We start from the raw sequence: 24,501 nt of genomic DNA, 5'->3' as shown, positions 1-24,501 counted from the left end.
GACTCCGAGTGCGAAGGGGCCTCCTCACTAGACTGGGGACGTCGCTCAGGTCGCCTCCGGCGCCCGTTCTCCCCTTCGCGGGGAGGCGGATCGAGGCCGGTCGACCCCTCGAGATCGACGATCACGAACAGGAGATTGCGAATGGCTGACTACACGCTCGCCGAACTGCCCTACGACTACTCGGCTCTCGAGCCGAACATCAGTGGGCGGATCATGGAGCTCCACCACGACAAGCACCACGCCACCTACGTGACGGGCGCCAACACCGCCCTCGCCGCGCTCCAGGACGCTCGCGACAGCGACAACCTCGCGAACGTGAACAAGCTGCAGAAGGACCTCGCGTTCAACCTCGCCGGTCACGTGAACCACACGGTCTTCTGGAACAACCTCTCGCCCGACGGAGGCGACAAGCCCGTCGGCGAGCTCGCCGCGGCGATCGACGACTCCTTCGGCTCGTTCGACAAGTTCCGCGCCCACTTCACCGCGTCCGCCCTCGGCATCCAGGGCTCCGGCTGGTCGATCCTCGCCTGGGACAGCCTCGGCGAGAAGCTCATCATCGAGCAGCTCTACGACCACCAGGGCAACCTGGCCGCCGCGACCGTGCCGGTGCTCCTGCTCGACATGTGGGAGCACGCCTTCTACCTCGACTACGTCAATGTGAAGGCCGACTACGTGAAGGCGTTCTGGAACATCGTGAACTGGGCGGACGTCTCCGCGCGCTTCGAGAAGGCCCGCGAGAAGACTTCGGGCCTGCTGCTACTGTCGTAGCGATGTCGGCGTCCCGGGCCCGGCCCGGGACGCCCTCACTGCGTCACCACCCTCCACTGCACCGTCCGGGTGCCCTTCCTCACCAGGAGAAATCTGTGTCCGTAAAGATCGGCATCAACGGCTTCGGCCGTATCGGCCGTAACTTCTTCCGTGCGGCCCTCGCCAAGGGCAGCGACCTCGAGATCGTCGCGGTCAACGACCTCACCGACAACAAGGCGCTCGCGCACCTCCTGAAGTACGACTCCATCACCGGCCGTCTGGACGCCACGGTGGAGCTCGACGGCGACAAGATCGTCGTCAACGGCAAGCCCATCATCGTGCTCGAGGAGCGCGACCCCGCCAACCTCCCCTGGGGCGAGCTGGGAGTCGACGTCGTCATCGAGTCGACCGGCCGCTTCACCAAGTCGGAGGACGCGCGCAAGCACATCACCGCCGGCGCCAAGAAGGTCATCGTCTCCGCTCCCGCCACCGGCAGCGACGTCGCGACCCTGGTCCTGGGCGTGAACGAGGGCACCTACGACCCCGCCACCCACGACATCATCTCGAACGCGTCGTGCACCACGAACTGCCTCGCGCCGCTCGCCAAGGTGCTGCTCGACAACTTCGGCATCGAGCGCGGTCTCATGACGACGGTCCACGCGTACACCGCCGACCAGAACCTGCAGGACGGCCCGCACAGCGACCTCCGCCGTGCGCGCGCCGCCGCGGTCAACATCATCCCGACGTCGACCGGCGCCGCCAAGGCCCTCGGCCTCGTCATCCCCGAGCTCGTCGGCAAGCTCGACGGCTACGCCCTGCGCGTCCCGGTCCCGACCGGCTCGATCACCGACCTCACCGTCGAGCTCTCGAAGCCCGCCACGGTCGAGGAGATCAACGCGGCCTACAAGGCCGCCGCCGAGGGCGACCTCAAGGGCATCCTCAAGTACACCGAGGACCCGATCGTCTCGAGCGACATCGTGACCGACCCGCACTCCTCGATCTTCGACGCGGGCCTGACGAAGGTCATCGGCAGCCAGGTCAAGGTCGCCTCCTGGTACGACAACGAGTGGGGCTACTCCAACCGCCTCGTCGACGTCACCGAGTTCGTCGCCGGCAAGCTCTAAGGCCCCGAACCAGTGACGTTCCGCACCCTGGACTCGCTGGGCTCCCTCGCAGGCAAGCGCGTCGTCGTCCGCTGCGATCTGAACGTCCCCCTGAAGGACGGAACGATCACGGACGACGGCCGCGTGCGCGCGTCGGTGCCCACCCTCCAGCGGCTCGTCTCCGAGGGTGCCCGAGTCGTGGTCGTGAGCCACCTCGGGCGCCCCGACGGGGAGCCGAACCCGAAGTACAGCCTGGCTCCGGTCGCGAAGCGGCTCGGCGAGCTGCTCGACGCCCCGGTCTCGTTTGCCGAGGACACCGTCGGCGAGTCCGCGTCCGCGGCCGTCGAGGGTCTCGCCGCGGGCGAGGTCGTTGTGCTCGAGAACCTCCGCTTCAACGCGGGGGAGACGAGCAAGGACGAGGCCGAGCGCCGCGCCTTCGCCGAGGAGCTGGCCGCCTTCGGCGACGCCTTCGTCTCGGACGGATTCGGCGTCGTCCACCGCAAGCAGGCCAGCGTGTACGAACTCGCTCAGCTGCTCCCGAGCGCTGCAGGCACGCTCATCGCAGCCGAGCTCGAGGTGCTCGACCGGCTCACCGAGAAGCCCGAGCGCCCCTACACGGTCGTGCTCGGCGGCTCGAAGGTGTCGGACAAGCTCGGCGTCATCGATCACCTGCTCCCACGGGTCGACTCGATCCTCATCGGCGGCGGCATGCTGTTCACCTTCCTCAAGGCCCAGGGCCACGAGGTCGGATCCAGCCTGCTCGAAGCCGACCAGATCGACACCGTGCTCGGCTACCTCTCGAAGGCCCAGGAGCTGGGCGTCGAGATCGTGCTGCCGACCGACGTCGTCGTGGCGTCGAAGTTCGGTGCCGACGCGGAGTACGAGACCGCTGCAGCGGACGCGATCGAGGGCACCCCGTGGGGTTCCTCCGGTCTCGGCCTCGACATCGGCCCGGACACCGCGAAGCGGTTCGCCGAGATCGTGGCGGCGTCCAAGACGGTGTTCTGGAACGGCCCCATGGGCGTCTTCGAGATCGAGCCGTTCGCGGCCGGCACGAAGGCCGTCGCCCAGGCCCTCACCGAGGTCGACGGACTCAGCGTCGTCGGCGGCGGTGACTCGGCCGCCGCAGTGCGCGCCCTCGGCTTCGAGGACGGGCAGTTCGGTCACATCTCGACGGGAGGCGGAGCCAGCCTCGAATTCCTCGAGGGCAAGCGCCTCCCCGGACTGGAGGTCCTCGGATGGCAGTAGACACCCGCACCCCGCTCATCGCCGGCAACTGGAAGATGAACCTGGACCACCTCCAGGCCATCGCGTTCGTCCAGAAGCTCGCGTGGAGCCTCAAGGACGCGGATCACGACTTCGACGGCGTCGAGGTCGCGGTGTTCCCGCCCTTCACCGACCTGCGTCCGGTGCAGATCCTCGTCGACTCCGACAAGCTGCCGCTCAAGTACGGCGCGCAGGATCTGTCGAAGTTCGACAGCGGGGCCTACACCGGCGAGATCTCGGGGCAGTTCCTGAAGCAGCTCGACTGCGACTACGTGATCGTCGGCCACTCGGAGCGCCGCACGCTCCACGGCGAGACGGACGCGGACATCGCTGCGAAGACGGCGGCGGCCGTCAAGCACGGCGTCCCGCCGATCGTCTGCGTCGGAGAGACCGCCGAGGACCTCGAGAAGCACGGGCCGTCCGCGGTCCCGGTCGCGCAGCTGAAGGAGGCCCTCACCGGTCTCCCGGCCGACGCCGACCTGGTCGTGGCGTACGAGCCCGTCTGGGCCATCGGCTCCGGCCAGGCCGCGACGCCCGAGCAGGCTCAGCAGGTCTGCAAGGCGCTGCGCGGCGTCGTCTCCGAGATCCTCGGAGCCGACACCGCGGCGAAGACCCGGATCCTCTACGGCGGCTCGGTGAAGTCGGGCAACATCGCCGGCTTCATGCGCGAGCCCGACGTCGACGGCGCCCTCGTCGGAGGCGCGAGCCTCCAGGTCGACGAGTTCGCCGCGATCGCAAGGTTCCGGAACCACGTCGGAGTCTGAGCTTCTGCGACGAGAAGGGGCGGGCCCGATGGGCCCGCCCCCTTCTCGTCGTCCACGCCGCTCCTTGCGCAGCGTGGCGCGGTCGGCTGTGCTTGTTTCCACGCCGCTCCCTGCGCGGCGTGGCGCAGTCGGCTGTTCGAGGTGGGTGCGTTCTGCAGAGCGTCCTGCGTCCGGCCACGACGATTCGCTGGCACGCGAATCGCCGGTTGGCCTCGCTACGCGAGAGCCGTTGTTCGATCGGCCCTCCGGAAGGGGCCCCTCCTCTCGACCTTCGTCTCCAGATCCTTCGCCGCAACTGCTGATGGGGGGACTCGCGGTACGCGGGCGGAGGGGGTGGTCTCGTCGCGGTGACCGGCTCGGGTCCGGCGGGCGCCCGAAGGGCGCGGGAAGGCACCGCGATGAGGCCATCCCCTCCGACCCGATTCAGTAGTCATCCCTCCGCGCACTCCAGCAGTCGCGCCTCCCAGCCGTATACAGCGGAGGGAACACGGGTGGACGCATTCCGCGGAGATTCGCAGGCGCCGTTATACTCGACGGGGCGCGCAATGCGCCGGAACTTCGAAAGGTACCGCGTGGACATCCTCCAGGTCGTGCTCCAGGTCGTCCTGGGCATCACGAGCCTCCTGCTCACCATGCTGATCCTGCTCCACAAGGGGCGCGGCGGCGGACTGTCCGACATGTTCGGCGGTGGAGTCACCTCCAACCTCGGCGCCTCGGGCGTCGCAGAGCGCAACCTGAACCGCATCACCGTGATCCTCGGCCTCGTCTGGCTGGCGTGCATCGTGGTGCTCGGTCTCATCACCAAGTTCGACACCGGAGCATAGGGGTACACGGAATGGCATCAGGCGGCAGTGCAATCCGCGGTTCGCGCGTCGGCGCGGGACCCATGGGCGAGCAGGACCGGGGCTTCCACGCGGAGCGCGTGGCGGTGTCCTACTGGGACGCCCTCGGCAACGAGACGGTGCGCCACTTCTCGGCGGCCCTCCCCGAGGACGAGATCCCCGAGGTCATCGACTCCCCGCAGTCGGGTCTTCCCGCGGGTCGCGATCGAGACAACCCCCCGCAGGTCGCGAAGACCGAGCCCTACAAGACGCACCTCGCGTACGTGAAGGAGCGCCGCACCGAGGCGGAGGCGGCCCAGCTCCTCGAGGAGGCGCTGCAGCAGCTGCGTGCCCGTCGCGGCACCGCGACCCCCTCCTGATCCTGCTCCGTCAGGAACGATGAAAGGCCCGATCCGCAGAGGATCGGGCCTTTCGTCGTCGTGGACCCGGGTGCACCGGGCCGAGCTCAGTAGCTGGGAGCGATCAGCGACTCCGGGACCTCGGCCGCGGCCTCCTGGTCGACGAAGAACACCGTGCGCTTGCGGCCGAACGCTCCGGCGACCGGCACCTCGTTCGTGTTCGCGCCCGCGAGCGCGAGTCCGAGAGCAGACGCCTTGTCCGCGCCCGCGAGCACCATCCAGATCCGGTCCGACTGGTTGATCAGCGGGAGGGTCAGGGTGAGGCGCTCCGGGGGCGGCTTGGGGGAGTTGCGCACCGGGAGCACGCCGGCCTCGGTGGAGCGGATCGCCGAGCGCTCGGGGAAGAGCGACGCGATGTGACCGTCGGGACCCACTCCGAGGAACGTGATGTCGAAGCGCGGGTAGTCGCGACCCTCCGTCGCGTGCGCACGGAGCTCGGCGTCGTACAGGGTCGCAGCCGCGTCGAGGTCGATCCCGTCGTCCGACGCGGGGAACGAGTGCACGTTCCCCGCGGGGACGTCGAGGCGGGTGAACAGGTCGCCCGCCTGCACGTCGTTCCGGTCCTCGTGACCGCGCGGGACCCAGCGCTCGTCCCCCCACCAGAAGTGCACCCGCGACCAGTCCACGTTCCCCGAGGCCGACGAGGAGCCGATCTCGGCGAGCGTCGCCGCCCCCATCGTGCCGCCGGTCAGGATCACGTTCGCCGTCCCGAGATCATCGAGGATGTCGATCGTCTTCGTGATGAAGCGGGCGGCGACCGACCCGGCGAGGGTCTGCTTGTCGCGGTGGACGAGCACTCGACGTTCGGTGGTCATGAGGGGTCTCCTTCGGTTGCGTCTGCCGATCGGCGGGTGGTCGGCTCCGTGTCAGGAAGCGCTGCGGGCACCGGTCTGCTCGGAGAGCATGTCGACGCCGCGCGAGATGACTTCACCGTACAGGTCATCCGGGTCGAGCCTGCGCAGCTCCTCGGCCAGGCAGTCGCGGAGGCTGCGGCGGGGGAGCGAGATGTCGTGGACGGGCTGCTCCGGCTGGGTCAGCGTCGCCACGTTGGGGATCGAGCGCTCGAGCTCGATGGTCCCCGATGCGCGGATCAGCTTGACTCCGTGGATGCCGCTCGTCCCGGTCGCGCTGATGGTCAGCTCGTGGTCGACCGGGATGTCGAGCTCGAGCTGCAGCCAGGCGGCGAGCAGGATCGTGGACGGCGAGTCGGGAGCACCCGAGACCTCGACGGCCGTGATCGGCTCGTACGGCGGCTGGTCGAGGACCGCGGCGAGCTGAGCGCGCCAGAGGGTCAGCCGCGTCCAGGCGAAGTCGGTGTCCCCGGGGGCGTAGGTGGAGGCGAGGTGGTGCAGCGCCTCCGCCGGGTTCGACTGCGCCGAGGCGTCGGTGATGCGCCGCTGGGCGATGCGGCCGATGGGCGACTTCGACGCGCTCTCGGGCGCGCTGTTCGGCCACCAGGCGACCACGGGCGCGTCCGGGAGCAGGAGACCCGTCACGAGGCTCTCCTCGTCGTTCGCGGCGTCCCCGAACGGACGGAGCACGACGACCTCGCTCGCGCCGGCGTCGCCGCCGACCCTGATCTGCGCATCGACCCGAGGTGCGGCGTTGACGGGGACGGTCGTCAGGCCGTCGTCTTTCGAGACGACGATGACGCGCATGGGGTGCTCGCGCGACGCGTCGTTCGCCGCGTCGATCGCCTCCTCCTCGTGCCCGCGGGAGGTCGCGATGATGAGGGTGAGCACGCGGCCGAGGGCGACGGCGCCGCCCTCCTCGCGGATCTTGACGAGGGTCTTGGAGACCTCGCTGGTCGTGGTGTCGGGCAGATCGACGATCATGGACGCCTCCAGGTACGGCCGTCGCGAGCGAGGAGCTCGTCGGCGGATTCGGGGCCCCAGGTTCCGGGGCGGTACTGCTCGGGCTGGCCCTGGGTCTCCCAGAACTCCTCGATCGGGTCGAGGATCTTCCACGAGAGCTCGACCTCCTCGTGGCGGGGGAAGAGCGGCGGCTCGCCCAGGAGGACGTCGAGGATCAGACGCTCGTAGGCCTCCGGGCTCGCCTCGGTGAAGGCGTGGCCGTAGCCGAAGTCCATCGTGACGTCGCGCACCTGCATCCCGGCGCCGGGCACCTTGGAGCCGAAGCGCATCGTGACGCCCTCGTCGGGCTGAACGCGGATGACGAGCGCGTTCTGACCGAGCGAGGTGGTCTGGCTCTCGGCGAACAGCTGCTGGGGCGCGCGCTTGAAGACGACCGCGATCTCCGTGACTCGGCGGCCGAGGCGCTTGCCGGCGCGGAGGTAGAACGGGACGCCGGCCCAGCGGCGGGTGCCGATGTCCAGGCGCATCGCGGCGAAGGTCTCGGTCGTCGAGGTCGGGCTCATGCCGTCCTCCTCGAGGAAGCCGAGCACCTTCTCACCGCCCTGCCAGCCGCCGGCGTACTGGCCGCGAGCGGTGGCGGTGGACAGGTCCTTCGGCAGACGGACCGCCGCGAGGACCTTCTCCTTCTCTGCGCGCAGATCGGCGGCGTCGAACGAGATCGGCTCCTCCATCGCCGTGAGGGCGAGGAGCTGGAGGAGGTGGTTCTGGATCACGTCGCGCGCGGCGCCGATGCCGTCGTAGTAGCCGGCACGGCCGCCCACTCCGATGTCCTCGGCCATGGTGATCTGCACGTGGTCGACGTAGTTCGAGTTCCAGAGGGGCTCGTACATCATGTTGGCGAAGCGGAGAGCCAGGATGTTCTGGACGGTCTCCTTGCCGAGGTAGTGGTCGATGCGGAAGACCGAGTCGGGCGGGAAGACCGACTCGACGACGGCGTTCAGCTCACGGGCGGTGGTGAGGTCGCTGCCGAAGGGCTTCTCGATGACGACGCGGCGCCACTGGCCCTCCTTCTGCTCCGCCAGGCCCGAGCTGCGCAGCTGCTCGGTGACCTGCGGGAAGGACTTCGGCGGGATCGAGAGGTAGAACGCGAAGTTGCCCATCGTGCCGCGTTCGCGGTCGAGCTCGTCGACAACGGTCTTGAGGCGGGTGAACGCCTCGGGGTCGTCGAACTCGCCCTGCACGAAGCGGATGCCCTGAGCCAGCTGGGCCCAGACGTCCTCGTGGAACTCGGTGCGCGCGTACTTCTTGACGGAGTCGTGCACGACCTGCTCGAAGTCCTGGTCGTCCCAGTCGCGACGGGCGAAGCCGACGAGCGCGAATCCGGGGGGCAGGAGGCCGCGGTTGGCGAGGTCGTAGACCGCCGGCATCAGCTTCTTGCGCGAGAGATCGCCGGTGACGCCGAAGATCACGAGGCCGCTGGGGCCCGCGATCCGGTTCAACCGCCGGTCGAAGCTCAACCGCAGGGGGTTGAACTCGGGGGTGATGTCCACAGACATGTGCAGTGTCCTTCTGTGTGCCGGATGCTCCGGCGCACTGCTCTCGGTGACGAGGTGGGTGGGGTGCGATCACGCGCGCCCGCCCCGCCCCCTGCGGGGACGGAGCGGCGCGCGCGGTGGATCAGGTGTTGAGCGCCTCGAAGAGCGCCACGAGGTCGGCGTCCGGATCCGTCAGCGTGAGCGTCAGCACCGGACGGCCGTGCTCGGCGAGCACGCTCGCGTCGCCTGCCGCCTGAGCGAGGATCAGCTGGCCGAACGTGAACGGGCTGTCCGGGATCGCGAGATCCGTGCTCGCGCGCTCGGTGATCTGCAGGAAGACGCCGGTCGGGGCGCCGCCCTTGTGGTACTGACCGGTCGAGTGCAGGAACCGGGGTCCCCAGCCGAAGGTGACGGGACGCTGCGCCTGCGCGGCGAGGAGGTCGCGGACGCCCTCCAGCTGCGGGAGGGCGAGGCGGTCGACGTAGGCCTGGATCGCGACGTAGCCGCCCTCGCCCAGCTGGGCGAGGAGACGGTCGACGGCCTCGGCGACGGTGGAGACGCCCTCGGTGACGACGGGGCTGCCCGTGACCTCGATGCCGGAGTCGGTGAACGCCGGGGCCTCGGGCTCGGGGCGCTTCTCGAGCAGTGCCCGGGTCGCGATCTTCGCCGACTCGACGTCGGGCTGGTCGAACGGGTTGATGCCGAGCAGGCGCCCCGCCACGGCGACCGCGTACTCCCACGTCAGCATCTGCGCGCCGAGCGAGCCGGAGAGCAGGATCTCGCCCTCGTGGCGGTCGCGCGGGAACAGGTGCAGCGCGGAGGCGTCGTCGACCAGCCGGACGACCTGCACGTCGGCGAGGTCCTCCGAGAGCTCGGGGGCGAGGGTCCCGAGGACGACGGGGAGGATGCCCGTGCCGTCCTTGCCGGTCGACTCGGCGATGAGCTGCTCCGCCCAGTCGGCGAAGCCCACGATGTGGGTCCCGTCGGCGACGATCGCGAGCTTGTCGCGACGCGGGCTGGTCGCCGCGATCGCCGCGCCGAGCACGAGTCCGGGGTTCTCCGGGGAGTCGACCGCGAGGCCGAGCGACGCCTCCGCCGCCTCGTCGAGGAGGGCCTCGATGTCGGCGCCGGCGAGGCCGGACGGGACGAGTCCGAACGCGGAGAGCGCTGAGAAGCGCCCGCCGATGTTCGGGTCGGCGTTGAAGACCCGGTAGCCCGCCTCGCGGGACGACCGGTCCAGCGGCGAACCGGGGTCGGTCACGATCACGATGCGCTCGAGCGGGTCGATGCCCGCCTCGGTGAACGCCTTCTCGTAGGCCTTCTTCTGGCTCGCGGTCTCGACGGTCGAGCCGGACTTCGACGAGATCACGACGGCGGTCGAGGCGAGGCGGTCGTTCAGCGCCGCGAGCACCTGACCGGGGGCGGTCGAGTCGAGGACGGTCAGCTCGACGCCGGCCGTCCGCGTGATCACCTCGGGGGCGAGGGACGAGCCGCCCATGCCGCCCAGGACGATGTGGTCGATGCCCTTCGCCGAGAGCTCCTCGCGCAGCGCGAGGATCTCGGGAACCAGCGGACGGGACACGGTGGTCGACTCGGTCCAGCCGAGGCGCTTGGCCGACTCCTCCTCCGCGGCTGCTCCCCAGAACGTGGGGACCTGTGCGGTGATGCCCGAGGCGACCTCGTCGGCGACGAGGTCGGGCACGACGCGGTCGACGGCCTTCTCGGCGTCTCCGCTGACGTGGATCTGGATCGACATGATCAGGCCTGCGCCTTCGCGCCCTCGAGGGCGGTGGTGACGGTGTCGAGCAGCTCGTTCCAGGACACGATGAACTTCTCGACGCCCTCCTTCTCGAGCAGCTCCGTGACCTCGGCGTAGGAGACGCCCTGGGCGGCGACGGCGTCGAGGACGGCGTTCGCGTCGGCGTAGGAGCCGGTGACGGTGTCTCCGGTGATCACGCCGTGGTCGAAGGTCGCCTCGAGGGTCTTCTCGGGCATCGTGTTGACGACCCCGGCCGCGACGAGCTCGGTCACGTAGAGGGTGTCGGGGAGCTCGGTCGACTTCACGCCGGTCGAGGCCCACAGCGGCCGCTGGCGGTTCGCGCCGGACTCCTGGAGCAGGAGCGCGCGCTCCGTGGCGAAGGCCTCGACGAAGACCTCGTAGGCGAGCTGGGCGTTCGCGACGCCCGACTTGCTCTTGAGGGCCTTCGCCTCGTCGGTGCCGACCGCGTCGAGGCGCTTGTCGATCTCGGTGTCGACGCGCGACACGAAGAACGAGGCGACGGAGTGGATCGTCGACAGGTCGATGCCGGCGTCCTTGGCCTTCTCGAGGCCGGCGAGGTACGCGTTGATGACCGCGCGGTAGCGGGCGAGGGAGAAGATCAGGGTGACGTTCACGGAGATGCCGGAGCCGATGACCTCGGTGATCGCCTCGAGGCCCTCGACCGTCGCGGGGATCTTGATCATCGCGTTCGGGCGGTCGACCTTGGCCCAGAGGGCCTTGGCCTGCTCGATGGTGCCCTGGGCGTCGTGGGCGAGGCCCGGCTCGACCTCGATCGAGACGCGGCCGTCGTAGCCGTTGGACGCGTCGTAGATCGGGCGGAAGACGTCGGACGCGGCGGCCACGTCGTCGGTGGTGATCTCGAAGACGGCGTCGGTCACGGAGGTGCCGGAGGCGGCCAGCTCGCGCACCTGCGCGTCGTAGGACTCGCCGTTCGCGAGGGCGGCGGCGAAGATCGTGGGGTTCGTCGTCACTCCGACGACGTTCTTCTCGTCGATGAGCTTCTGGAGCCCGCCGGAGGAGATCCGGGTGCGGGAGAGGTCGTCGAGCCAGATGCTGACGCCGGCGGCGGAGAGGTCTGCGGTGGGGGTGTTCTCGGTCATGTCTCTTCTTCTCTTCTTCGTTCGGAGGTGATGCGGGGGAGGAGCCGGAGCCCCGACGGCGAAGGCCGCGTCCGTGGGGACGCGGCCTTCGGCTCAGGAGGCTGCGAGCGACTCCTTGGCGGCGGCGAGGGCCGCCTCCGTGGTGATCCCGAACTCGCGGAACAGGGTCTTGTAGTCGGCCGAGGCGCCGAAGTGCTCGATCGAGACCGAGCGGCCGGCGTCGCCGACGTACTTCTGCCAGCCCAGGCTCAGGCCGGCCTCGATGGAGACGCGGGCCTTCACCGATGCGGGGAGGACCTTCTCGCGGTACTCGGCGTCCTGCTCCTCGAACCACTCGAGCGACGGAGCCGAGACGACGCGGGCGTTGACGCCGTCGGCCTTCAGCTTCTCGCGCGTCTCGACGGCGATCTGGAGCTCGGAGCCGGTCGCGATGAGGATGACGTCCGGCGTGCCGCCGGGCGCCTCGGCGAGCACGTAGGCACCCTTGGCGACGTTCGAGGCGTGGGCGAAGGTCTCGCCCTCGGCCTCGCCCTCGCCGCGCTCGAACACCGGGATGTTCTGACGGGTCAGAGCGAGGCCCGCGGGGCCCTCGCGGCGCTCGAGGATCGTCTTCCAGGCGTAGGCCACCTCGTTGGCGTCACCGGGGCGGACGATGTCCAGTCCCGGGATCGCGCGGAGCGAGGCCAGCTGCTCGACCGGCTGGTGCGTCGGGCCGTCCTCGCCCAGAGCCACGGAGTCGTGGGTCCAGACGTAGATCGCCGGCGCCTTCATGAGCGCGGCGAGACGGACCGCCGGACGCATGTAGTCGGAGAAGATCAGGAAGGTGCCGCCGAAGGGGCGCGTGTTGCCGTGCAGCACGATGCCGTTGAGGATCGAGCCCATGGCGTGCTCGCGGATGCCGAAGTGCAGCACGCGGCCGCCCTTCTTGCCGGTCCACTCGTGCGTCGAGAACTCGGACGGCACGAAGGAGCCCGCTCCCTCGATGGTGGTGTTGTTCGATTCCGCGAGGTCGGCGGACCCGCCCCACAGCTCGGGGACGACGCCGGCGAGGGCGTTGATGACCTTGCCCGACGCGGCGCGGGTCGAGACCTCCTTGCCGGGCTCGAACACGGGCAGCGCGTCCTCGACGCCCTCGGGGAGGTCGCCGCTGAGCACGCGGTCGAGCAGGACCTTCTTCTCGGGGTTGGCCGTGGCCCACGCGTCGAACTGCTCGGTCCACTCGGCGTGCTGCGCCTGACCCCGCTCGACGGCCTTTCGGGTGTGCTCGATGACCTCGTCGGCCACGTCGAAGGTCTTCTCGGGGTCGAAGCCGAGCACCTCCTTGAGGCCGCGGAGCTCGTCGGCGCCGAGGGCGGAGCCGTGGATCTTGCCGGTGTTCTGCTTCTTCGGCGAGGGCCAGCCGATGATCGTGCGCAGGATGATGAGCGACGGCTTGTCGGTCTCGCCCTTCGCGGCCTCGATCGCGGCGTGGAGCTCGGCGACGTCCTCGTGGTACTCGCCGGTCTTCTTCCAGTCGACGACCTGGACGTGCCAGTCGTACGCCTCGTAGCGCGCCTTGACGTCCTCGGTGAAGGCGATGTTGGTGTCGTCCTCGATCGAGATCTGGTTGGAGTCGTAGATCACGACGAGGTTGCCGAGCTGCTGGTGGCCGGCCAGCGAGGAGGCCTCGCTGGTGACGCCCTCCTGCAGGTCGCCGTCGCCGGCGATGACGTAGACGAAGTGGTCGAACGGCGAGGTGCCCGCGGCGGCCTCGGGGTCGAACAGATCGCGCTCGAAGCGCGAGGCGTAGGCGAAGCCGACGGCCGAGGCGAGGCCCTGGCCCAGCGGCCCGGTGGTGATCTCGACGCCGTCGGTGTGGCCGTACTCGGGGTGGCCGGGGGTCTTCGATCCCCAGGTGCGCAGCGCCTTGAGGTCGTCGAGCTCGAGACCGTAGCCGCCCAGGTAGAACTGGACGTACTGGGTCAGCGACGAGTGTCCGACCGACAGGATGAAGCGGTCGCGGCCGATCCAGGTGCTGTCGGACGGGTCGCGGCGCATGACCTTCTGGAAGAGGAGGTACGCGGCCGGAGCGAGGCTCATGGCGGTTCCGGGATGGCCGTTGCCGACCTTCTCCACGGCATCCGCGGCGAGGACCCTCGCCGTGTCGACTGCCTTCTCGTCGATGGATTCCCATTGCAGTTCTGACACTTGGTACTGACCCTTCTCGAGACGTGGGGCAGACGCAGACCGTCCGTCCTCTCGCATGGTGGAGCACGCCGCGCGACGACTTCGGCACGATGCCCCGGCGACGACCCTCTGGGCCTCGACACGACCGATCGGTCGGGCGGGCTCGGGTGCGTACCGGGCGCTCTGGCGAGCAGTCCCGAGTATACGGAGGGGGGTGTCCTCACGACCGGGGGTTGCGGGGTCGCATATGTAGGGAGTCGTTTGGGCAAGCGTGCATGCGCGGGGAGCGCTGTGACGGACTCGACGAACGGGGCCCGTGCCCAGGCCGGGCGCATTACACTCGTTCGGGATTGTCGAACGTTAGAGGAGCAATGGACGTAGCCGTAGAGACCACCGCGATCGAGCGGGGCGAGCCGTCCAGAGCGGCCCTCGCGCGCAAGGTGAGGGCCTTCGTGGCGCTGACGAAGCCTCGCGTGATCGAGCTCCTCCTCGTGGTGACGGCGCCGACGATGATCCTCGCCCAGGGCGGGATCCCGGATCTCTGGCTCGTGCTCAACGTCCTGATCGGCGGCGCCCTGAGCGCCGGCTCGGCGGGTGCGTTCAACTGCTACTTCGATCGCGACATCGACCGCATCATGAACCGGACGAAGAACCGTCCGCTCGTGACGGGGGAGATCTCGGACCGCGCGGCGCTCGTCTTCGCGACCACGATCGGCGTGCTCTCGATCGTCTGGCTCGGTCTGACCGCCAACTGGCTCGCGGCGGGACTCTCCCTCGCGGCGATCCTCATCTACGTCGTCTTCTACACGCTGTTCCTCAAGCGCCGCACGCCGCAGAACATCGTCTGGGGCGGGATCGCGGGCTGCATGCCCGTGCTCATCGGGTGGGCCGCCGTCACGAACTCGCTCGACTGGGCGCCGGTGATCCTCTTCACGGTCATCTTCCTGTGGACCCCGCCGCACTACTGGCCCCTGTCGATGAAGTACCGCGACGACTACCAGGCGGCCGGAGTGCCGATGCTGGCCGTGGTGCGCGGCCGCACCATCGTCGGACTGCAGGTGATCCTGTACGCCTGGGCGACCGTGGCGTGCTCCCTGCTGCTGATCCCCGTGGCCGGCATGGGCCTCGTCTACACGGTCGTCGCCCTCGCGAGCGGTGTCTGGTTCATCGCCGAGACGCACCGCCTGTACAGCCTCGCGATCCGTCACGAGCACGTCTCTCCGATGCGGGTCTTCCACGGCTCGATCGGGTACCTCACGCTGCTGTTCCTCGCCGTCGGCGTCGATCCCCTGCTGCCGTTCTGATGGTGACGCCCTTCTCGTTCCTCGCCGAGCGGGTCACGCTGTCGCCCCGCGCGCTGCGCTGGGGGACCACCGCCGCACTCGTGGCGAGCATCCTGATCATCTTCTTCGGGGGAGTGGTGCGCCTCACGGGCTCCGGACTCGGCTGCCCGACCTGGCCCGCCTGCGACGCGGGTTCGCTCACGTCGACGCCCGAGCTCGGGATCCACGGCTTCATCGAGTTCACCAACAGGGCGTTCACGGGAGTACTGATCGTGGCGGTCGGCTGGGCCATCACGGCCGCGCGCCTGCAGAAGCCCCGGGACCGCACGATGACGCGACTGGCCTGGTCGCAGTTCTGGCTGGTGGTCGCCAACGCTCTCGCGGGGGGCGCCACGGTGCACTCGGGGCTCAACCCCTACATCGTCGCCGGGCACTTCGCGCTCGCGATCGCCCTGCTCACGACGACCTCGCTCACCTGGCACCGGGCGCACCGCTCGCAGTCCACCGCCTTCGAGCCCGATGCCCTCACCCGGTCGGTGAGCATCGCGCTGGTCGCGGTCACCCTCCTCGTGATCCTGGTGGGCACACTCGTCACCGGGACAGGCCCGCACGCCGGCGACTCCGCCGAGGTGCCGCGCATGCGGTTCCACTGGGAGAGCGTGACGCTCGTGCACGGTGTCCTCGGAACCGCCTCGCTCGTCCTCGGCATCGCGCTGCTGGCGCTCCTGCGCCGTTCGCCGGGCTCGGAGCTCGCGCGCCGTCGGGTGACGACCTACATCGTGGTCGTGGTGCTGCAGGCCCTCGTCGGGGTCGCGCAGTCGCTCCTCGCGCTCCCCGAGGCCCTCGTCGCCGTCCACCTGCTCGGGTCGGCCCTGGTCTGGGTCGGCACGGTCCGGGTGCTCCTGGACGTGAACCCCCGTCTCTTCACCGTGCGCGCCCAGCGCCGCCGTGCCGCGGAGGAGCTCCAGCCCGTCGGCTGAGAAGCCGGCCGGCGCGGTCATCGTCCGGGCCGATCGCCGCGCACGTGCCGCCGGAGCCGGAGCAGTGCGATCGGCAGTGCCGTCGGCGCGAGCTCGAGCGCGAGCACGGCCCCGAGTCGGGCGAGGACGTCGGCCTGCGCGGGTGGGAGTCCTCTCCGGGCGACGGCCAGGAGCAGGCGGGCGGGGAGCGGGAGCGGATCGACGTTCGACATGCCGCGACCTCATCACGGACCACCGACACCCGTATGGTCATCACCGTCTGGTGGCGCGGGACGTCGTACCCGGCCGACACCCAGGTGCACGGGTTCCCATCCCGGCGCTCCTCTGTAGAATGAGTAGTTGGTTCAGGCACGACGTGAGACCCCCGCATCCGCGCGGACACGGCGCCGAGCGGGACCACCGGCCCGATGACGCGCCGCAGCACTTCCTTAGGACATCTCAGGCACGCACATCAACCGCCCCCGCGCATCACCACGATCGCGACCAGCCGGAATGTGCTCCGGGTCGCCCCACGGGGAATGACTCCGGAACCCGACCGGTTAGCAGTGGGTAGGAAACGAGGTACACATGTCAGACATCCTGATCGACCGCCCCGAGCTCGAGAGCCTCGGCGTCTACGAGTTCGGCTGGGCCGACTCCGACTCCGCGGGCGCGTCCGCGCGCCGCGGGATCTCGCCCGAGGTCGTCTCCGACATCTCCGCGCTCAAGAACGAGCCCGCTTGGATGCGCGATCGCCGCATGAAGGCGCTGAAGCTCTTCGAGCGCAAGCCCATGCCGACGTGGGGTGCCGACCTGTCGGACATCGACTTCGACAACATCAAGTACTTCGTCCGCTCCACGGAGAAGCAGGCGCAGACCTGGGACGACCTCCCCGACGACATCAAGAACACGTACGAGAAGCTCGGCATCCCGGAGGCGGAGCGCCAGCGCATCGTCGGCGGCGTCGCGGCCCAGTACGAGTCCGAGGTCGTCTACCACCAGATCCGCGAGGACCTGGAGGAGCAGGGTGTCATCTTCATGGACACCGATACCGCCCTGCGCGAGCACCCCGAGATCTTCGAGGAGTACTTCGGCACGGTCATCCCCGCGGGAGACAACAAGTTCGCGGCGCTGAACACCGCGGTCTGGTCCGGCGGCTCGTTCGTCTACGTCCCCAAGGGCGTCCACGTCGACATCCCGCTGCAGGCGTACTTCCGGATCAACACCGAGAACATGGGCCAGTTCGAGCGGACGCTGATCATCGCGGACGAGGACAGCTACGTCCACTACATCGAGGGCTGCACGGCTCCGATCTACAAGTCGGACTCGCTGCACTCGGCCGTCGTCGAGATCATCGTCAAGAAGAACGCCCGAGTGCGGTACACGACCATCCAGAACTGGTCGAACAACGTCTACAACCTCGTCACCAAGCGCGCGATCGCGCACGAGGGGGCGACCATGGAGTGGATCGACGGCAACATCGGCTCGAAGGTCACCATGAAGTACCCGTCGATCTTCCTGGTCGGCGAGCACGCCAAGGGCGAGACCCTCTCCGTCGCGTTCGCGGGCCCCGGCCAGCACCAGGACGCCGGCGCGAAGATGGTCCACATGGCGCCGTACACGCAGTCGTCCATCGTCTCGAAGTCCATCGCCCGCGGCGGCGGACGCGCGGGCTACCGGGGCGAGGTGCGAGTGGACGCCAACGCGCACCACTCCGCCAACACCGTGCGCTGCGATGCCCTGCTGGTCGACACCATCTCGCGGTCGGACACGTACCCGGCGATCGACATCCGCGTGGACGACGTCCAGCTCGGCCACGAGGCCACTGTGTCGAAGGTCAGCGAGGAGCAGCTCTTCTACCTGATGTCGCGCGGCCTGCCCGAGGACGAGGCCATGGCCATGATCGTCCGCGGGTTCATCGAGCCGATCGCGCGCGAGCTGCCCATGGAGTACGCCCTCGAGCTGAACAAGCTCATCGAGATGGGGATGGAGGGCAGCGTCGGTTGACGTCCGCCTCCCCCCTCGAAGGGGCGCCCGAACAGGGCGCCCCGCACCCATCGAAAGGAACCACCGCCTGATGACGGTCCCCACGAGCGCCGCGACCCCCGAGATCGACGGCGCGGCCGCTGCCGAGCGCCTGGGCATCAGCGCCCACTCCGACGGGGCCTTCACGCCCGTGCAGACGCGGTCGGAGCGCTTCGCATCGGCCGACGTCGACGCCTTCGAGGCCGTCACCGGACGCGAGATCGCCTGGAAGCTCACGCCCGTCGCTCGGCTCGCCGACCTCATCGACGGAGCCCTCGACGGCTCCCCGACCGCGTTCGAGCACACCGCGGTGGACGGCGTGGATGTCTCGTGGGTCGGCCGCGACGACCAGCGGATCGGCACCGCCGGCCTCCCCGAGGACCGCGCCGCGGCCAACGCGTGGTCGAGCTTCGAGCAGGCCCTCGTCGTGCGCGTCACGGGCGAGGACGAGAAGGTCGCGACCCTGGTCCGCTCGGGTCTCGGCTCCGCCCCCCGCGCTGCGCACACGATCATCGAGGCGGCACCGTACGCCCGTGCGGTCGTCGTCCTGCAGAACGAGGGCGCCGCGACGCTCGCCGAGAACGTCGAGATCCTGGTCGGCGAGGGTGCCCAGCTCACCGTCGTCACGGTCCAGGAGTGGGACGACGAGGCGCGCCACCTGGCGAACCACTTCATCCGCGTCGGTCGCGACGCGAAGGTCAAGCACATCGTCGTCACCCTCGGCGGCTCGATCGTCCGGGTCAACCCGTCCGCGCACCTCGTCGAGCGCGGTGCCGACGGCGAGCTCTTCGGGCTCTACTTCGCCGACGGCGGCCAGCACCTCGAGCAGCAGGTGTACGTCGACCACGACGCCCCCGACACCCGCAGCCGCGTGACCTACAAGGGCGCGCTGCAGGGCCAGGGCGCCCGCACGGTCTGGATCGGCGACGTCCTGATCCGCAACAGCGCGACCGGCACCGACAGCTACGAGCAGAACCGCAACCTGGTCCTCTCCGACGGCACCCGTGCCGACTCCATCCCGAACCTCGAGATCGAGACCGGCGACATCGCCGGAGCGGGCCACGCCTCGGCGACCGGGCGCTTCGACGACGAGCAGCTCTTCTACCTGCAGTCCCGCGGCATCCGCGAGGACGAGGCGCGGCGCCTCGTCGTCCGCGGCTTCCTGAGCGAGATCGTCCAGCAGATCAAGGTCGCCGAGCTCGAGGACCGCCTCCAGCTCGCGATCGAGGCCGAGCTCGCCGGCAGCGCCGGCCAGACGGGCTCCGCGCACCAGGCGGCGGTGACCGCATGAGCAACGCCGCGATGATCTGCTCCGTCTCGGAGCTGATCCCGAACCAGGCCATGCGCGTCGAGGTCGACGGGGTCGCGATCGCCGTCGTCCAGGACTCGGCCGGCGAGATCCACGCCATCGGCGACACCTGCACGCACGGCGAGATCTCGCTGTCCGAGGGTTTCGTCGAGGGCGACAGCCTCGAGTGCTGGGCGCACGGGTCCCAGTTCTCGCTCCGCACCGGGACGCCTCTGAACCTGCCGGCCTACGAGCCGGTCCCCGTCTTCGTCGTCGAGATCATCGACGGCGACGTCTACATCGACCCGACCGTCACGAAGGAAGTCTGAATGTCCGTTCTCCAGATCAGCGATCTCCACGTCAGTGTCGAGACCGAGCAGGGGACCAAGCAGATCCTCCGCGGTGTCGACCTCACCATCAACCAGGGTGAGATCCACGCGATCATGGGCCCGAACGGGTCCGGCAAGTCCACCCTCGCGTACACGATCGCAGGGCACCCCAAGTACCACGTCGACGGCGGCTCCATAACGCTCGACGGCGTCGAGGTCCTCGACATGTCCGTCGACGAGCGCGCCCGCGCCGGCCTCTTCCTCGCGATGCAGTACCCGGTCGAGATCCCGGGAGTGACCAACACGAACTTCCTCCGCACCGCCAAGACCGCGATCGCGGGCGAGGCGCCGGCGATCCGCACCTGGACCAAGGACGTCAAGGCGGCCATGGGCAACCTGCGGATGGACCCGTCCTTCGCGGCGCGCAACGTCAACGAGGGCTTCTCGGGCGGCGAGAAGAAGCGCAACGAGATCCTCCAGCTCGAGCTGCTCGCCCCGCAGTTCGCGGTCCTCGACGAGACCGACTCCGGTCTCGACGTCGACGCGCTCAAGATCGTCTCGGAGGGTGTGAACCGCGCTCACGCGAACACGGAGGCCTCGGCGTGCTCCTGATCACGCACTACACGCGGATCCTCCGCTACATCCAGCCCGATTTCGTACACGTCTTCGTCGCCGGCCGCGTCGCCGAGCAGGGTGGCAAGGAGCTCGCCACGCGACTCGAGGACGAGGGATACGACCGCTTCCTCACGACGGCGACGGCCTGACCATGGCCGTCACGACGCTCGAGCCGAAGCTCTTCGACCAGGTCGAGGAGGCCCTCAAGGACGTCATGGATCCCGAGCTCGGGATCAACGTCGTCGACCTGGGCCTGATCTACGACCTCGGCTGGGACGACGAGAACGACGCCCTGGTCATCCACATGACGCTCACGTCGGCGGGCTGCCCGCTGACCGATGTGCTCGAGGAGCAGACCGCTGAGTCGCTCGACGGCATCGTCGAGGCGTTCCGGATCAACTGGGTCTGGATGCCGCCGTGGGGTCCCGAGCGGATCACGGACGACGGCCGCGACATGATGCGCGCGCTCGGCTTCTCGATCTGAGGCGGGTACGGCGAAGGGCCGGAGGATGATCCTCCCGGCCCTTCGCCGTACCCGCGAGCGCTCAGTTCGAGCGGCGGCGCAGCAGCGCCCAGGTGGTCGGCAGCAGGGCCGCGGCGACGAGGATCTTGAGGGCGTCGCCCACCAGGAACGGCACGAGCCCGGCGTTCAGCACCGAGCCGAGATCGGCCGGGTAGCCGAGCGAGCCCAGCGCGGTCGCCAGCCAGGGGAGACCGACGAGGTAGATGGTCGCCGTTCCGGCGAGGAAGGTGACGAGCGTGCCGACCACGCGGCGGTCCCACTGCCGCTGCGCGAGCCACCCGGTCACGATCGCGGCGAGGACGAAACCGACGATGTACCCGCCCGTCGGGCCGGCGAGGACGGCCCAGCCGCTCGAGCCCTCCGTGAAGACCGGGACTCCGAGAGCGCCGACGAGGGCGTAGACGCCCATCGAGGAGGGCGCCGCGGACGGCGCCGAGCGTGGTGCCCACGAGCAGCACGGCGAACGTCTGCCCCGTGATCGGCACGGGCCACATCGGGATGTAGAGCTGCGCCATCCCGGCGGTGAGCGCCGCCGCGGCGACGACGAGGACGAGATCGGTGACGATCGAGCGCGCGAACAGGCGGTCGGCGAGGACCGGTCGCGACGGAGCGAGCGAATAGCTGGACATGGGTGTCTCCAAAGGCCGTGTCGCGCAGGAGCGGGGAACGAGAGCGGCCGAGGACGGGGCCGCCGTCCGCGCTGAGCGGACGTGAACCCGCTCCGCGGCTCAGGAAATATACTAGGGGGCTGCCGCATCGCGGCCCCTTGCCCCAGACCTCCCGAAGCGACCGCCAATTCTTGGCGAGAACGGACAGCACTGTGCTGAGCGTGCACGATCTCGAACTCCGAGTCGGCGCCCGACTCCTGATGGAGAACGTCTCCTTCCGGGTGGGCGACGGCGACAAGGTGGGCCTCGTCGGCCGCAACGGAGCGGGGAAGACGACGCTGACGAAGGTCCTCGCGGGCGATCTGATCGCCGCGAAGGGCACGGTCGACCGCGGCGGCGAGATCGGGTACCTCCCGCAGGACCCGCGCTCCGGTGACCCGGAGGAGCTGGCCCGCACGCGCATCCTCGACGCCCGCGGCCTCGGGTCGCTGGTGGTCGGCATGACGGAGGCGACCGAGGCGATGTCGAGCAGCGACCCGGCCGTGAGCGCGGCGGGCATGAAGAAGTACGGCAACCTCACCGACCGCTTCCTCGCCCTGGGCGGGTACGCGGCCGAGGCGGAGGCCGCCTCCATCGCGAGCAACCTCAACCTGCCCGACCGGATCCTCGACCAGCCGTTGAAGACGCTGTCGGGCGGACAGCGCCGGCGCATCGAGCTCGCGCGAATCCTCTTCTCGGACGCCAGCACCCTGATCCTCGACGAGCCGACCAACCACCTCGATGCGGACTCCGTCGTCTGGCTGCGCGAGTTCCTCAAGAACTACCGCGGCGGATTCATCGTCATCAGCCACGACATCGAGCTCGTCGGCGAGACGGTCAACCGCGTGTTCTACCTCGACGCCAACCGCCAGGTCATCGACGTCTACAACATGAACTGGAAGAACTACCAGCGCCAGCGCGCCGCCGACGAGGAGCGCCGCAAGAAGGAGCGCGCCAACGTCGAGAAGAAGGCCGGTGCACTGCAGCTCCAGGCGGCCCGCTTCGGGGCGAAGGCGTCGAAGGCCGCCGCTGCGCACCAGATGGTGGCGCGCGCCGAGAAGATGATGAGCGGACTCGAGGAGGTGCGCGCCGTCGATCGTGTCGCGAAGCTGCGCTTCCCGACTCCGATGCCCTGCGGCCGCACCCGCTGCAGGCGGAGAACCTCTCGAAGAGCTACGGCTCGCTCGAGATCTTCACCGCTGTCGATCTGGCGATCGACCGCGGCTCGAAGGTCGTGATCCTGGGTCTGAACGGCGCGGGCAAGACCACCCTGCTCCGGATCCTCGGAGGCGTGGACGCCCCTGACACCGGAGTCATCGAGGCGGGCCACGGGCTGCGCATCGGGTACTACGCGCAGGAGCACGAGACCATCGACGTGAAGCGCTCGGTGCTCGAGAACATGGTGTCGAGCAGCCCGAACCTCACCGAGACCGAGGCGCGCCGCGTGCTGGGCTCGTTCCTGTTCACGGGCGACGACTCGCACAAGCCGGCGGGCGTGCTCTCGGGCGGGGAGAAGACCAGGCTCGCGCTCGCGATGATCGTCGTCTCGGGCGCCAACGTGCTGCTGCTGGACGAGCCGACCAACAACCTCGACCCTGCGAGCCGCGACGAGATCCTCGACGCACTGGCGCACTACGAGGGGCGGTCGTCCTGGTCAGCCACGACGAGGGCGCCGTCGAGGCGCTGAACCCCGAGCGGGTGCTCATCATGCCCGAGGGCACCGAGGACCACTGGACCTCGGACTACCTCGACCTGATCATGCTGGCCTGAGAACGGCCCGCGCCCGCCGGTCCCGCCGAGGGGCGGGGTCAGCGGCGCGCGTCGAGGAGCTCGTCCTCGATCTCGGCGTCGCTGCGGCCGCGCTTCAGGCGCCGTTGCTCCCGCCGCTGCTCCGCGGCGACGACCTCGGGATCGTCGGCGTTGCGCAGTCGGTACTCGTGCCGCACCGCCCAGCCGAGACCGCCGAAGCCCATGAGGGCGAACAGCACCCACTGGATGGCGTAGCTGATGTGCAGTCCCTCGTCGGCGACCGGCTTCAGCTCGGCGAGCGGCGGAGTGTCGATCGGCTGCGGAACCTCCGCGACGAGCAGGCCGAACGCACTCGTGCGGACGGGCTCGTCCAGCTGGGCGCCGAGGTCCTCGAGCTGGATGGTCGCGATCTGCCCCGCGGGAGCCGAGCGGCCCTCGATGCGGCCCTCGCTCGGCTTGAGCCGCGCAGTGACCGTCACTTCGCCCTCCGGCGGAGCGGGCACCGCATCCGGAGAGTCCTGCTCCTGGCCGACCGGGACCCAGCCCCGATCGACGACGAAGACGCTGCCGTCGACCAGCCGCAGCGGCGTGAGCACCTCGAAGCCGGGGTTGCCGTTGTACGGGCGGTTGCGGACGAGGGTCTCGTCCTGCGTCTCGTACACACCCCGTCACCTCGACGGGCCGGTATTCGAGGGCGTCGTCCCACGGATCGTCGCGGCCGATCAGGCCGTCCAGCGGAACCGGATCGGCCGTCCAGTTCTCGGTGACCAGGCGGTTCGTCGTCGCGGCCTCGTCCAGTCGGGCGACCTGCCAGCGCGAGAGCAGCACGCAGGCGACGGCGAACCCCACGGCGAGAGCGAGGTAGCCGAACCAGCGGCGGGAGAGGACGAACCTCCAGGAGGGCCTCGGCGCGGAAGCGGTCAACGCGTCGTCCCCCGGTCGGTCGTGTAGAGCGGTCTCACCTCGAGCGGGAACTCCCGTGCGGCGAGGAACTCGCGGAGGAACTCGAGGTGCTCACCGCAGGCGAGCCAGGTCTTGCGCCGGTCCTCCGCGTGGATCCGCGGATTCCGCCACTCTACGGCCCAGGTCGCCGTCGTGGTGCAGCCTGCTCGCGAGCAGGTGTGCCGATCGGGCGTCGTGCCGAGCGGGATCACGGCCTGTCCGCCGGCGGCTCGCCGCCCTCGGCGCTCGGGCTGCTCTCGGGCACGGGCGCGGGAGGCGGCACGGGGCGGGAGAGCACGATCGCCCCGGGCCGCTGGACGTTCCCGCTCTCGCCGATCCCGCCCACGTTGGCGAGCACCACGGCGAAGTAGGGGAGGACGATGGCGCCGATCGCGAAGAAGGCGAGCCACCAGCCCTGGGCGAAGATGAGGCAGATCACGCAGACCATGCGGATGCCCATCGCGATGGAGTACTTGATCGCGCGCGCGCGGCGCTCCGCGGTCGGCGACGGCGGGAGGGAGGTGAGCGATTCGCGAGGTTTCACAGCTGTACAAGCCTACGTCGCGCGCGCGGGGGCCGAGCGGTGAGGGCGGGATCTCCGGATGTGTTGCGCAGGTCGCCCCTAG

The 24,501-nt window shown here is 69.6% G+C and carries 23 protein-coding genes and 3 pseudogenes; 14 read left to right on the top strand and 12 right to left on the bottom strand.

From position 1 onward, the window contains the following. The first annotated feature begins 141 nt into the window (after nt 1–141). From AC0CID_RS04285 to AC0CID_RS04260, 6 genes are all read left to right on the top strand, one after another. A complete protein-coding gene (locus AC0CID_RS04285; RefSeq protein ID WP_077223065.1) occupies nt 142–768 on the top strand; it encodes a superoxide dismutase in 627 nt (208 codons plus the stop codon). A 95-nt stretch (nt 769–863) separates the two neighbouring features. After that, the gene (gap, locus tag AC0CID_RS04280) at nt 864–1,871 is read left to right on the top strand and encodes a type I glyceraldehyde-3-phosphate dehydrogenase (protein ID WP_107575247.1); all 1,008 of its coding nucleotides are present in this window, start codon (nt 864–866) and stop codon (nt 1,869–1,871) included. Between the two features lie 12 nt (nt 1,872–1,883). Then, entirely contained in the window at nt 1,884–3,098 is a 1,215-nt protein-coding gene (locus tag AC0CID_RS04275; RefSeq protein ID WP_465225887.1) for a phosphoglycerate kinase, read from the top strand. Continuing rightward, on the top strand, nt 3,089–3,880 hold the full coding sequence (tpiA, locus tag AC0CID_RS04270) for a triose-phosphate isomerase (protein ID WP_465225886.1): 792 nt from the start codon (nt 3,089–3,091) through the stop codon (nt 3,878–3,880). Before AC0CID_RS04275 ends, tpiA begins: the two co-directional genes overlap by 10 nt. A 572-nt stretch (nt 3,881–4,452) precedes the next feature. After that, nucleotides 4,453–4,704 carry a preprotein translocase subunit SecG gene (gene secG / locus AC0CID_RS04265; protein ID WP_123733087.1) on the top strand — a complete coding sequence of 84 codons (252 nt, stop codon included), beginning with the start codon at nt 4,453–4,455 and terminating at the stop codon, nt 4,702–4,704. Nucleotides 4,705–4,715: 11 nt separating this feature from the next. Continuing rightward, nucleotides 4,716–5,081 carry an RNA polymerase-binding protein RbpA gene (locus AC0CID_RS04260; protein ID WP_207402618.1) on the top strand — a complete coding sequence of 122 codons (366 nt, stop codon included), beginning with the start codon at nt 4,716–4,718 and terminating at the stop codon, nt 5,079–5,081. Nucleotides 5,082–5,167: 86 nt separating this feature from the next. Here AC0CID_RS04260 and pgl read toward each other — a convergent pair whose 3' ends face one another. The 6 genes from pgl to tkt all read right to left on the bottom strand — a co-directional run bounded on the left by pgl (nt 5,168) and on the right by tkt (nt 13,536). Beyond that, nucleotides 5,168–5,935 carry a 6-phosphogluconolactonase gene (pgl, locus tag AC0CID_RS04255; RefSeq protein ID WP_465225885.1) on the bottom strand — a complete coding sequence of 256 codons (768 nt, stop codon included), beginning with the start codon at nt 5,933–5,935 and terminating at the stop codon, nt 5,168–5,170. Between the two features lie 51 nt (nt 5,936–5,986). After that, nucleotides 5,987–6,955 carry a glucose-6-phosphate dehydrogenase assembly protein OpcA gene (locus AC0CID_RS04250; protein ID WP_465225884.1) on the bottom strand — a complete coding sequence of 323 codons (969 nt, stop codon included), beginning with the start codon at nt 6,953–6,955 and terminating at the stop codon, nt 5,987–5,989. After that, entirely contained in the window at nt 6,952–8,490 is a 1,539-nt protein-coding gene (gene zwf / locus AC0CID_RS04245; RefSeq protein ID WP_207402615.1) for a glucose-6-phosphate dehydrogenase, read from the bottom strand. Before zwf ends, AC0CID_RS04250 begins: the two co-directional genes overlap by 4 nt. Nucleotides 8,491–8,611: 121 nt before the next feature. After that, nucleotides 8,612–10,225 (bottom strand): glucose-6-phosphate isomerase, encoded by a 1,614-nt coding sequence (locus AC0CID_RS04240; RefSeq protein WP_207402614.1) that lies wholly within the window; start codon nt 10,223–10,225, stop codon nt 8,612–8,614. Nucleotides 10,226–10,227: 2 nt separating this feature from the next. Then, on the bottom strand, nt 10,228–11,349 hold the full coding sequence (gene tal / locus AC0CID_RS04235) for a transaldolase (protein ID WP_207402613.1): 1,122 nt from the start codon (nt 11,347–11,349) through the stop codon (nt 10,228–10,230). A 93-nt stretch (nt 11,350–11,442) separates the two neighbouring features. Further along, nucleotides 11,443–13,536, bottom strand: coding sequence for a transketolase (gene tkt, locus AC0CID_RS04230; RefSeq protein WP_207402612.1), 2,094 nt, complete (start codon nt 13,534–13,536; stop codon nt 11,443–11,445). 350 nt (nt 13,537–13,886) lie between these two features. Between tkt and AC0CID_RS04225 the strand changes: the two genes are divergently transcribed. After that, nucleotides 13,887–14,819: a heme o synthase gene (locus tag AC0CID_RS04225; protein WP_465225883.1), complete on the top strand. Its 933-nt coding sequence runs from the start codon at nt 13,887–13,889 to the stop codon at nt 14,817–14,819. Then, the gene (locus AC0CID_RS04220) at nt 14,819–15,778 is read left to right on the top strand and encodes a COX15/CtaA family protein (protein WP_207402610.1); all 960 of its coding nucleotides are present in this window, start codon (nt 14,819–14,821) and stop codon (nt 15,776–15,778) included. The genes AC0CID_RS04225 and AC0CID_RS04220 overlap by 1 nt, the downstream gene beginning before the upstream one ends. Nucleotides 15,779–15,795: 17 nt before the next feature. Here AC0CID_RS04220 and AC0CID_RS04215 read toward each other — a convergent pair whose 3' ends face one another. Next, entirely contained in the window at nt 15,796–15,990 is a 195-nt protein-coding gene (locus AC0CID_RS04215) for a hypothetical protein (RefSeq protein ID WP_465225882.1), read from the bottom strand. Between the two features lie 355 nt (nt 15,991–16,345). Here AC0CID_RS04215 and sufB point away from each other — a divergent pair, with 355 nt between their 5' ends. From sufB to AC0CID_RS04190, 5 genes and pseudogenes are all read left to right on the top strand, one after another. Continuing rightward, nucleotides 16,346–17,764 (top strand): Fe-S cluster assembly protein SufB, encoded by a 1,419-nt coding sequence (gene sufB, locus AC0CID_RS04210; protein ID WP_465225881.1) that lies wholly within the window; start codon nt 16,346–16,348, stop codon nt 17,762–17,764. A 70-nt stretch (nt 17,765–17,834) separates the two neighbouring features. Beyond that, entirely contained in the window at nt 17,835–19,073 is a 1,239-nt protein-coding gene (gene sufD, locus AC0CID_RS04205) for a Fe-S cluster assembly protein SufD (protein ID WP_465225880.1), read from the top strand. After that, nucleotides 19,070–19,399 carry a non-heme iron oxygenase ferredoxin subunit gene (locus AC0CID_RS04200; RefSeq protein ID WP_077222834.1) on the top strand — a complete coding sequence of 110 codons (330 nt, stop codon included), beginning with the start codon at nt 19,070–19,072 and terminating at the stop codon, nt 19,397–19,399. The genes sufD and AC0CID_RS04200 overlap by 4 nt, the downstream gene beginning before the upstream one ends. Beyond that, a pseudogene (gene sufC, locus AC0CID_RS04195) lies at nt 19,400–20,163 on the top strand (Fe-S cluster assembly ATPase SufC). Nucleotides 20,164–20,165: 2 nt separating this feature from the next. Continuing rightward, complete coding sequence (locus AC0CID_RS04190) at nt 20,166–20,498, top strand: metal-sulfur cluster assembly factor (protein ID WP_055792004.1); 333 nt, start codon at nt 20,166–20,168, stop codon at nt 20,496–20,498. Between the two features lie 61 nt (nt 20,499–20,559). Here AC0CID_RS04190 and AC0CID_RS04185 read toward each other — a convergent pair whose 3' ends face one another. Continuing rightward, nucleotides 20,560–20,946 (bottom strand): biotin transporter BioY, encoded by a 387-nt coding sequence (locus AC0CID_RS04185; protein ID WP_465228044.1) that lies wholly within the window; start codon nt 20,944–20,946, stop codon nt 20,560–20,562. Between the two features lie 411 nt (nt 20,947–21,357). Here AC0CID_RS04185 and abc-f point away from each other — a divergent pair. After that, nucleotides 21,358–22,954 (top strand): annotated as a pseudogene (gene abc-f / locus AC0CID_RS04180) (ribosomal protection-like ABC-F family protein). Between the two features lie 38 nt (nt 22,955–22,992). On the opposite strand, the gene AC0CID_RS04175 reads toward abc-f, so the two are convergent. The 4 genes and pseudogenes from AC0CID_RS04175 to AC0CID_RS04160 all read right to left on the bottom strand — a co-directional run bounded on the left by AC0CID_RS04175 (nt 22,993) and on the right by AC0CID_RS04160 (nt 24,419). Next, nucleotides 22,993–23,595, bottom strand: a complete 603-nt coding sequence (locus tag AC0CID_RS04175; protein ID WP_465225879.1) for an SURF1 family protein — start codon at nt 23,593–23,595, stop codon at nt 22,993–22,995. A 67-nt stretch (nt 23,596–23,662) separates the two neighbouring features. Continuing rightward, nucleotides 23,663–23,761: pseudogene (locus AC0CID_RS04170) on the bottom strand (SURF1 family cytochrome oxidase biogenesis protein); the annotation flags it as partial. A 92-nt stretch (nt 23,762–23,853) separates the two neighbouring features. Then, nucleotides 23,854–24,087, bottom strand: coding sequence for a hypothetical protein (locus tag AC0CID_RS04165; RefSeq protein ID WP_207402602.1), 234 nt, complete (start codon nt 24,085–24,087; stop codon nt 23,854–23,856). Then, nucleotides 24,084–24,419, bottom strand: a complete 336-nt coding sequence (locus AC0CID_RS04160; protein ID WP_207402601.1) for a DUF3099 domain-containing protein — start codon at nt 24,417–24,419, stop codon at nt 24,084–24,086. Before AC0CID_RS04160 ends, AC0CID_RS04165 begins: the two co-directional genes overlap by 4 nt. Nucleotides 24,420–24,501 lie beyond the last annotated feature (82 nt).

The organism is Rathayibacter sp. AC451 (genome assembly GCF_979253095.1).
The sequence above is the reverse complement of the archived record's forward strand: the minus strand, read 5'-3'. Positions and strand labels throughout refer to the sequence as shown.

Bases quoted from the DNA above. Each gene is read 5' to 3' on its own strand.
- AC0CID_RS04260 (WP_207402618.1), top strand. From the start codon at position 4,716: ATGGCATCAGGCGGCAGTGCAATCCGCGGTTCGCGCGTCGGCGCGGGA.
- AC0CID_RS04190 (WP_055792004.1), top strand. From the start codon at position 20,166: ATGGCCGTCACGACGCTCGAGCCGAAGCTCTTCGACCAGGTCGAGGAG.
- zwf (WP_207402615.1), bottom strand. From the start codon at position 8,490: ATGTCTGTGGACATCACCCCCGAGTTCAACCCCCTGCGGTTGAGCTTC.
- tpiA (WP_465225886.1), top strand. From the start codon at position 3,089: ATGGCAGTAGACACCCGCACCCCGCTCATCGCCGGCAACTGGAAGATG.
- tal (WP_207402613.1), bottom strand. From the start codon at position 11,349: ATGACCGAGAACACCCCCACCGCAGACCTCTCCGCCGCCGGCGTCAGC.
- AC0CID_RS04215 (WP_465225882.1), bottom strand. From the start codon at position 15,990: ATGTCGAACGTCGATCCGCTCCCGCTCCCCGCCCGCCTGCTCCTGGCC.
- AC0CID_RS04185 (WP_465228044.1), bottom strand. From the start codon at position 20,946: ATGGGCGTCTACGCCCTCGTCGGCGCTCTCGGAGTCCCGGTCTTCACG.
- AC0CID_RS04250 (WP_465225884.1), bottom strand. From the start codon at position 6,955: ATGATCGTCGATCTGCCCGACACCACGACCAGCGAGGTCTCCAAGACC.
- AC0CID_RS04200 (WP_077222834.1), top strand. From the start codon at position 19,070: ATGAGCAACGCCGCGATGATCTGCTCCGTCTCGGAGCTGATCCCGAAC.
- AC0CID_RS04220 (WP_207402610.1), top strand. From the start codon at position 14,819: ATGGTGACGCCCTTCTCGTTCCTCGCCGAGCGGGTCACGCTGTCGCCC.
- pgl (WP_465225885.1), bottom strand. From the start codon at position 5,935: ATGACCACCGAACGTCGAGTGCTCGTCCACCGCGACAAGCAGACCCTC.
- sufB (WP_465225881.1), top strand. From the start codon at position 16,346: ATGTCAGACATCCTGATCGACCGCCCCGAGCTCGAGAGCCTCGGCGTC.
- AC0CID_RS04240 (WP_207402614.1), bottom strand. From the start codon at position 10,225: ATGTCGATCCAGATCCACGTCAGCGGAGACGCCGAGAAGGCCGTCGAC.
- sufD (WP_465225880.1), top strand. From the start codon at position 17,835: ATGACGGTCCCCACGAGCGCCGCGACCCCCGAGATCGACGGCGCGGCC.
- AC0CID_RS04285 (WP_077223065.1), top strand. From the start codon at position 142: ATGGCTGACTACACGCTCGCCGAACTGCCCTACGACTACTCGGCTCTC.
- AC0CID_RS04225 (WP_465225883.1), top strand. From the start codon at position 13,887: ATGGACGTAGCCGTAGAGACCACCGCGATCGAGCGGGGCGAGCCGTCC.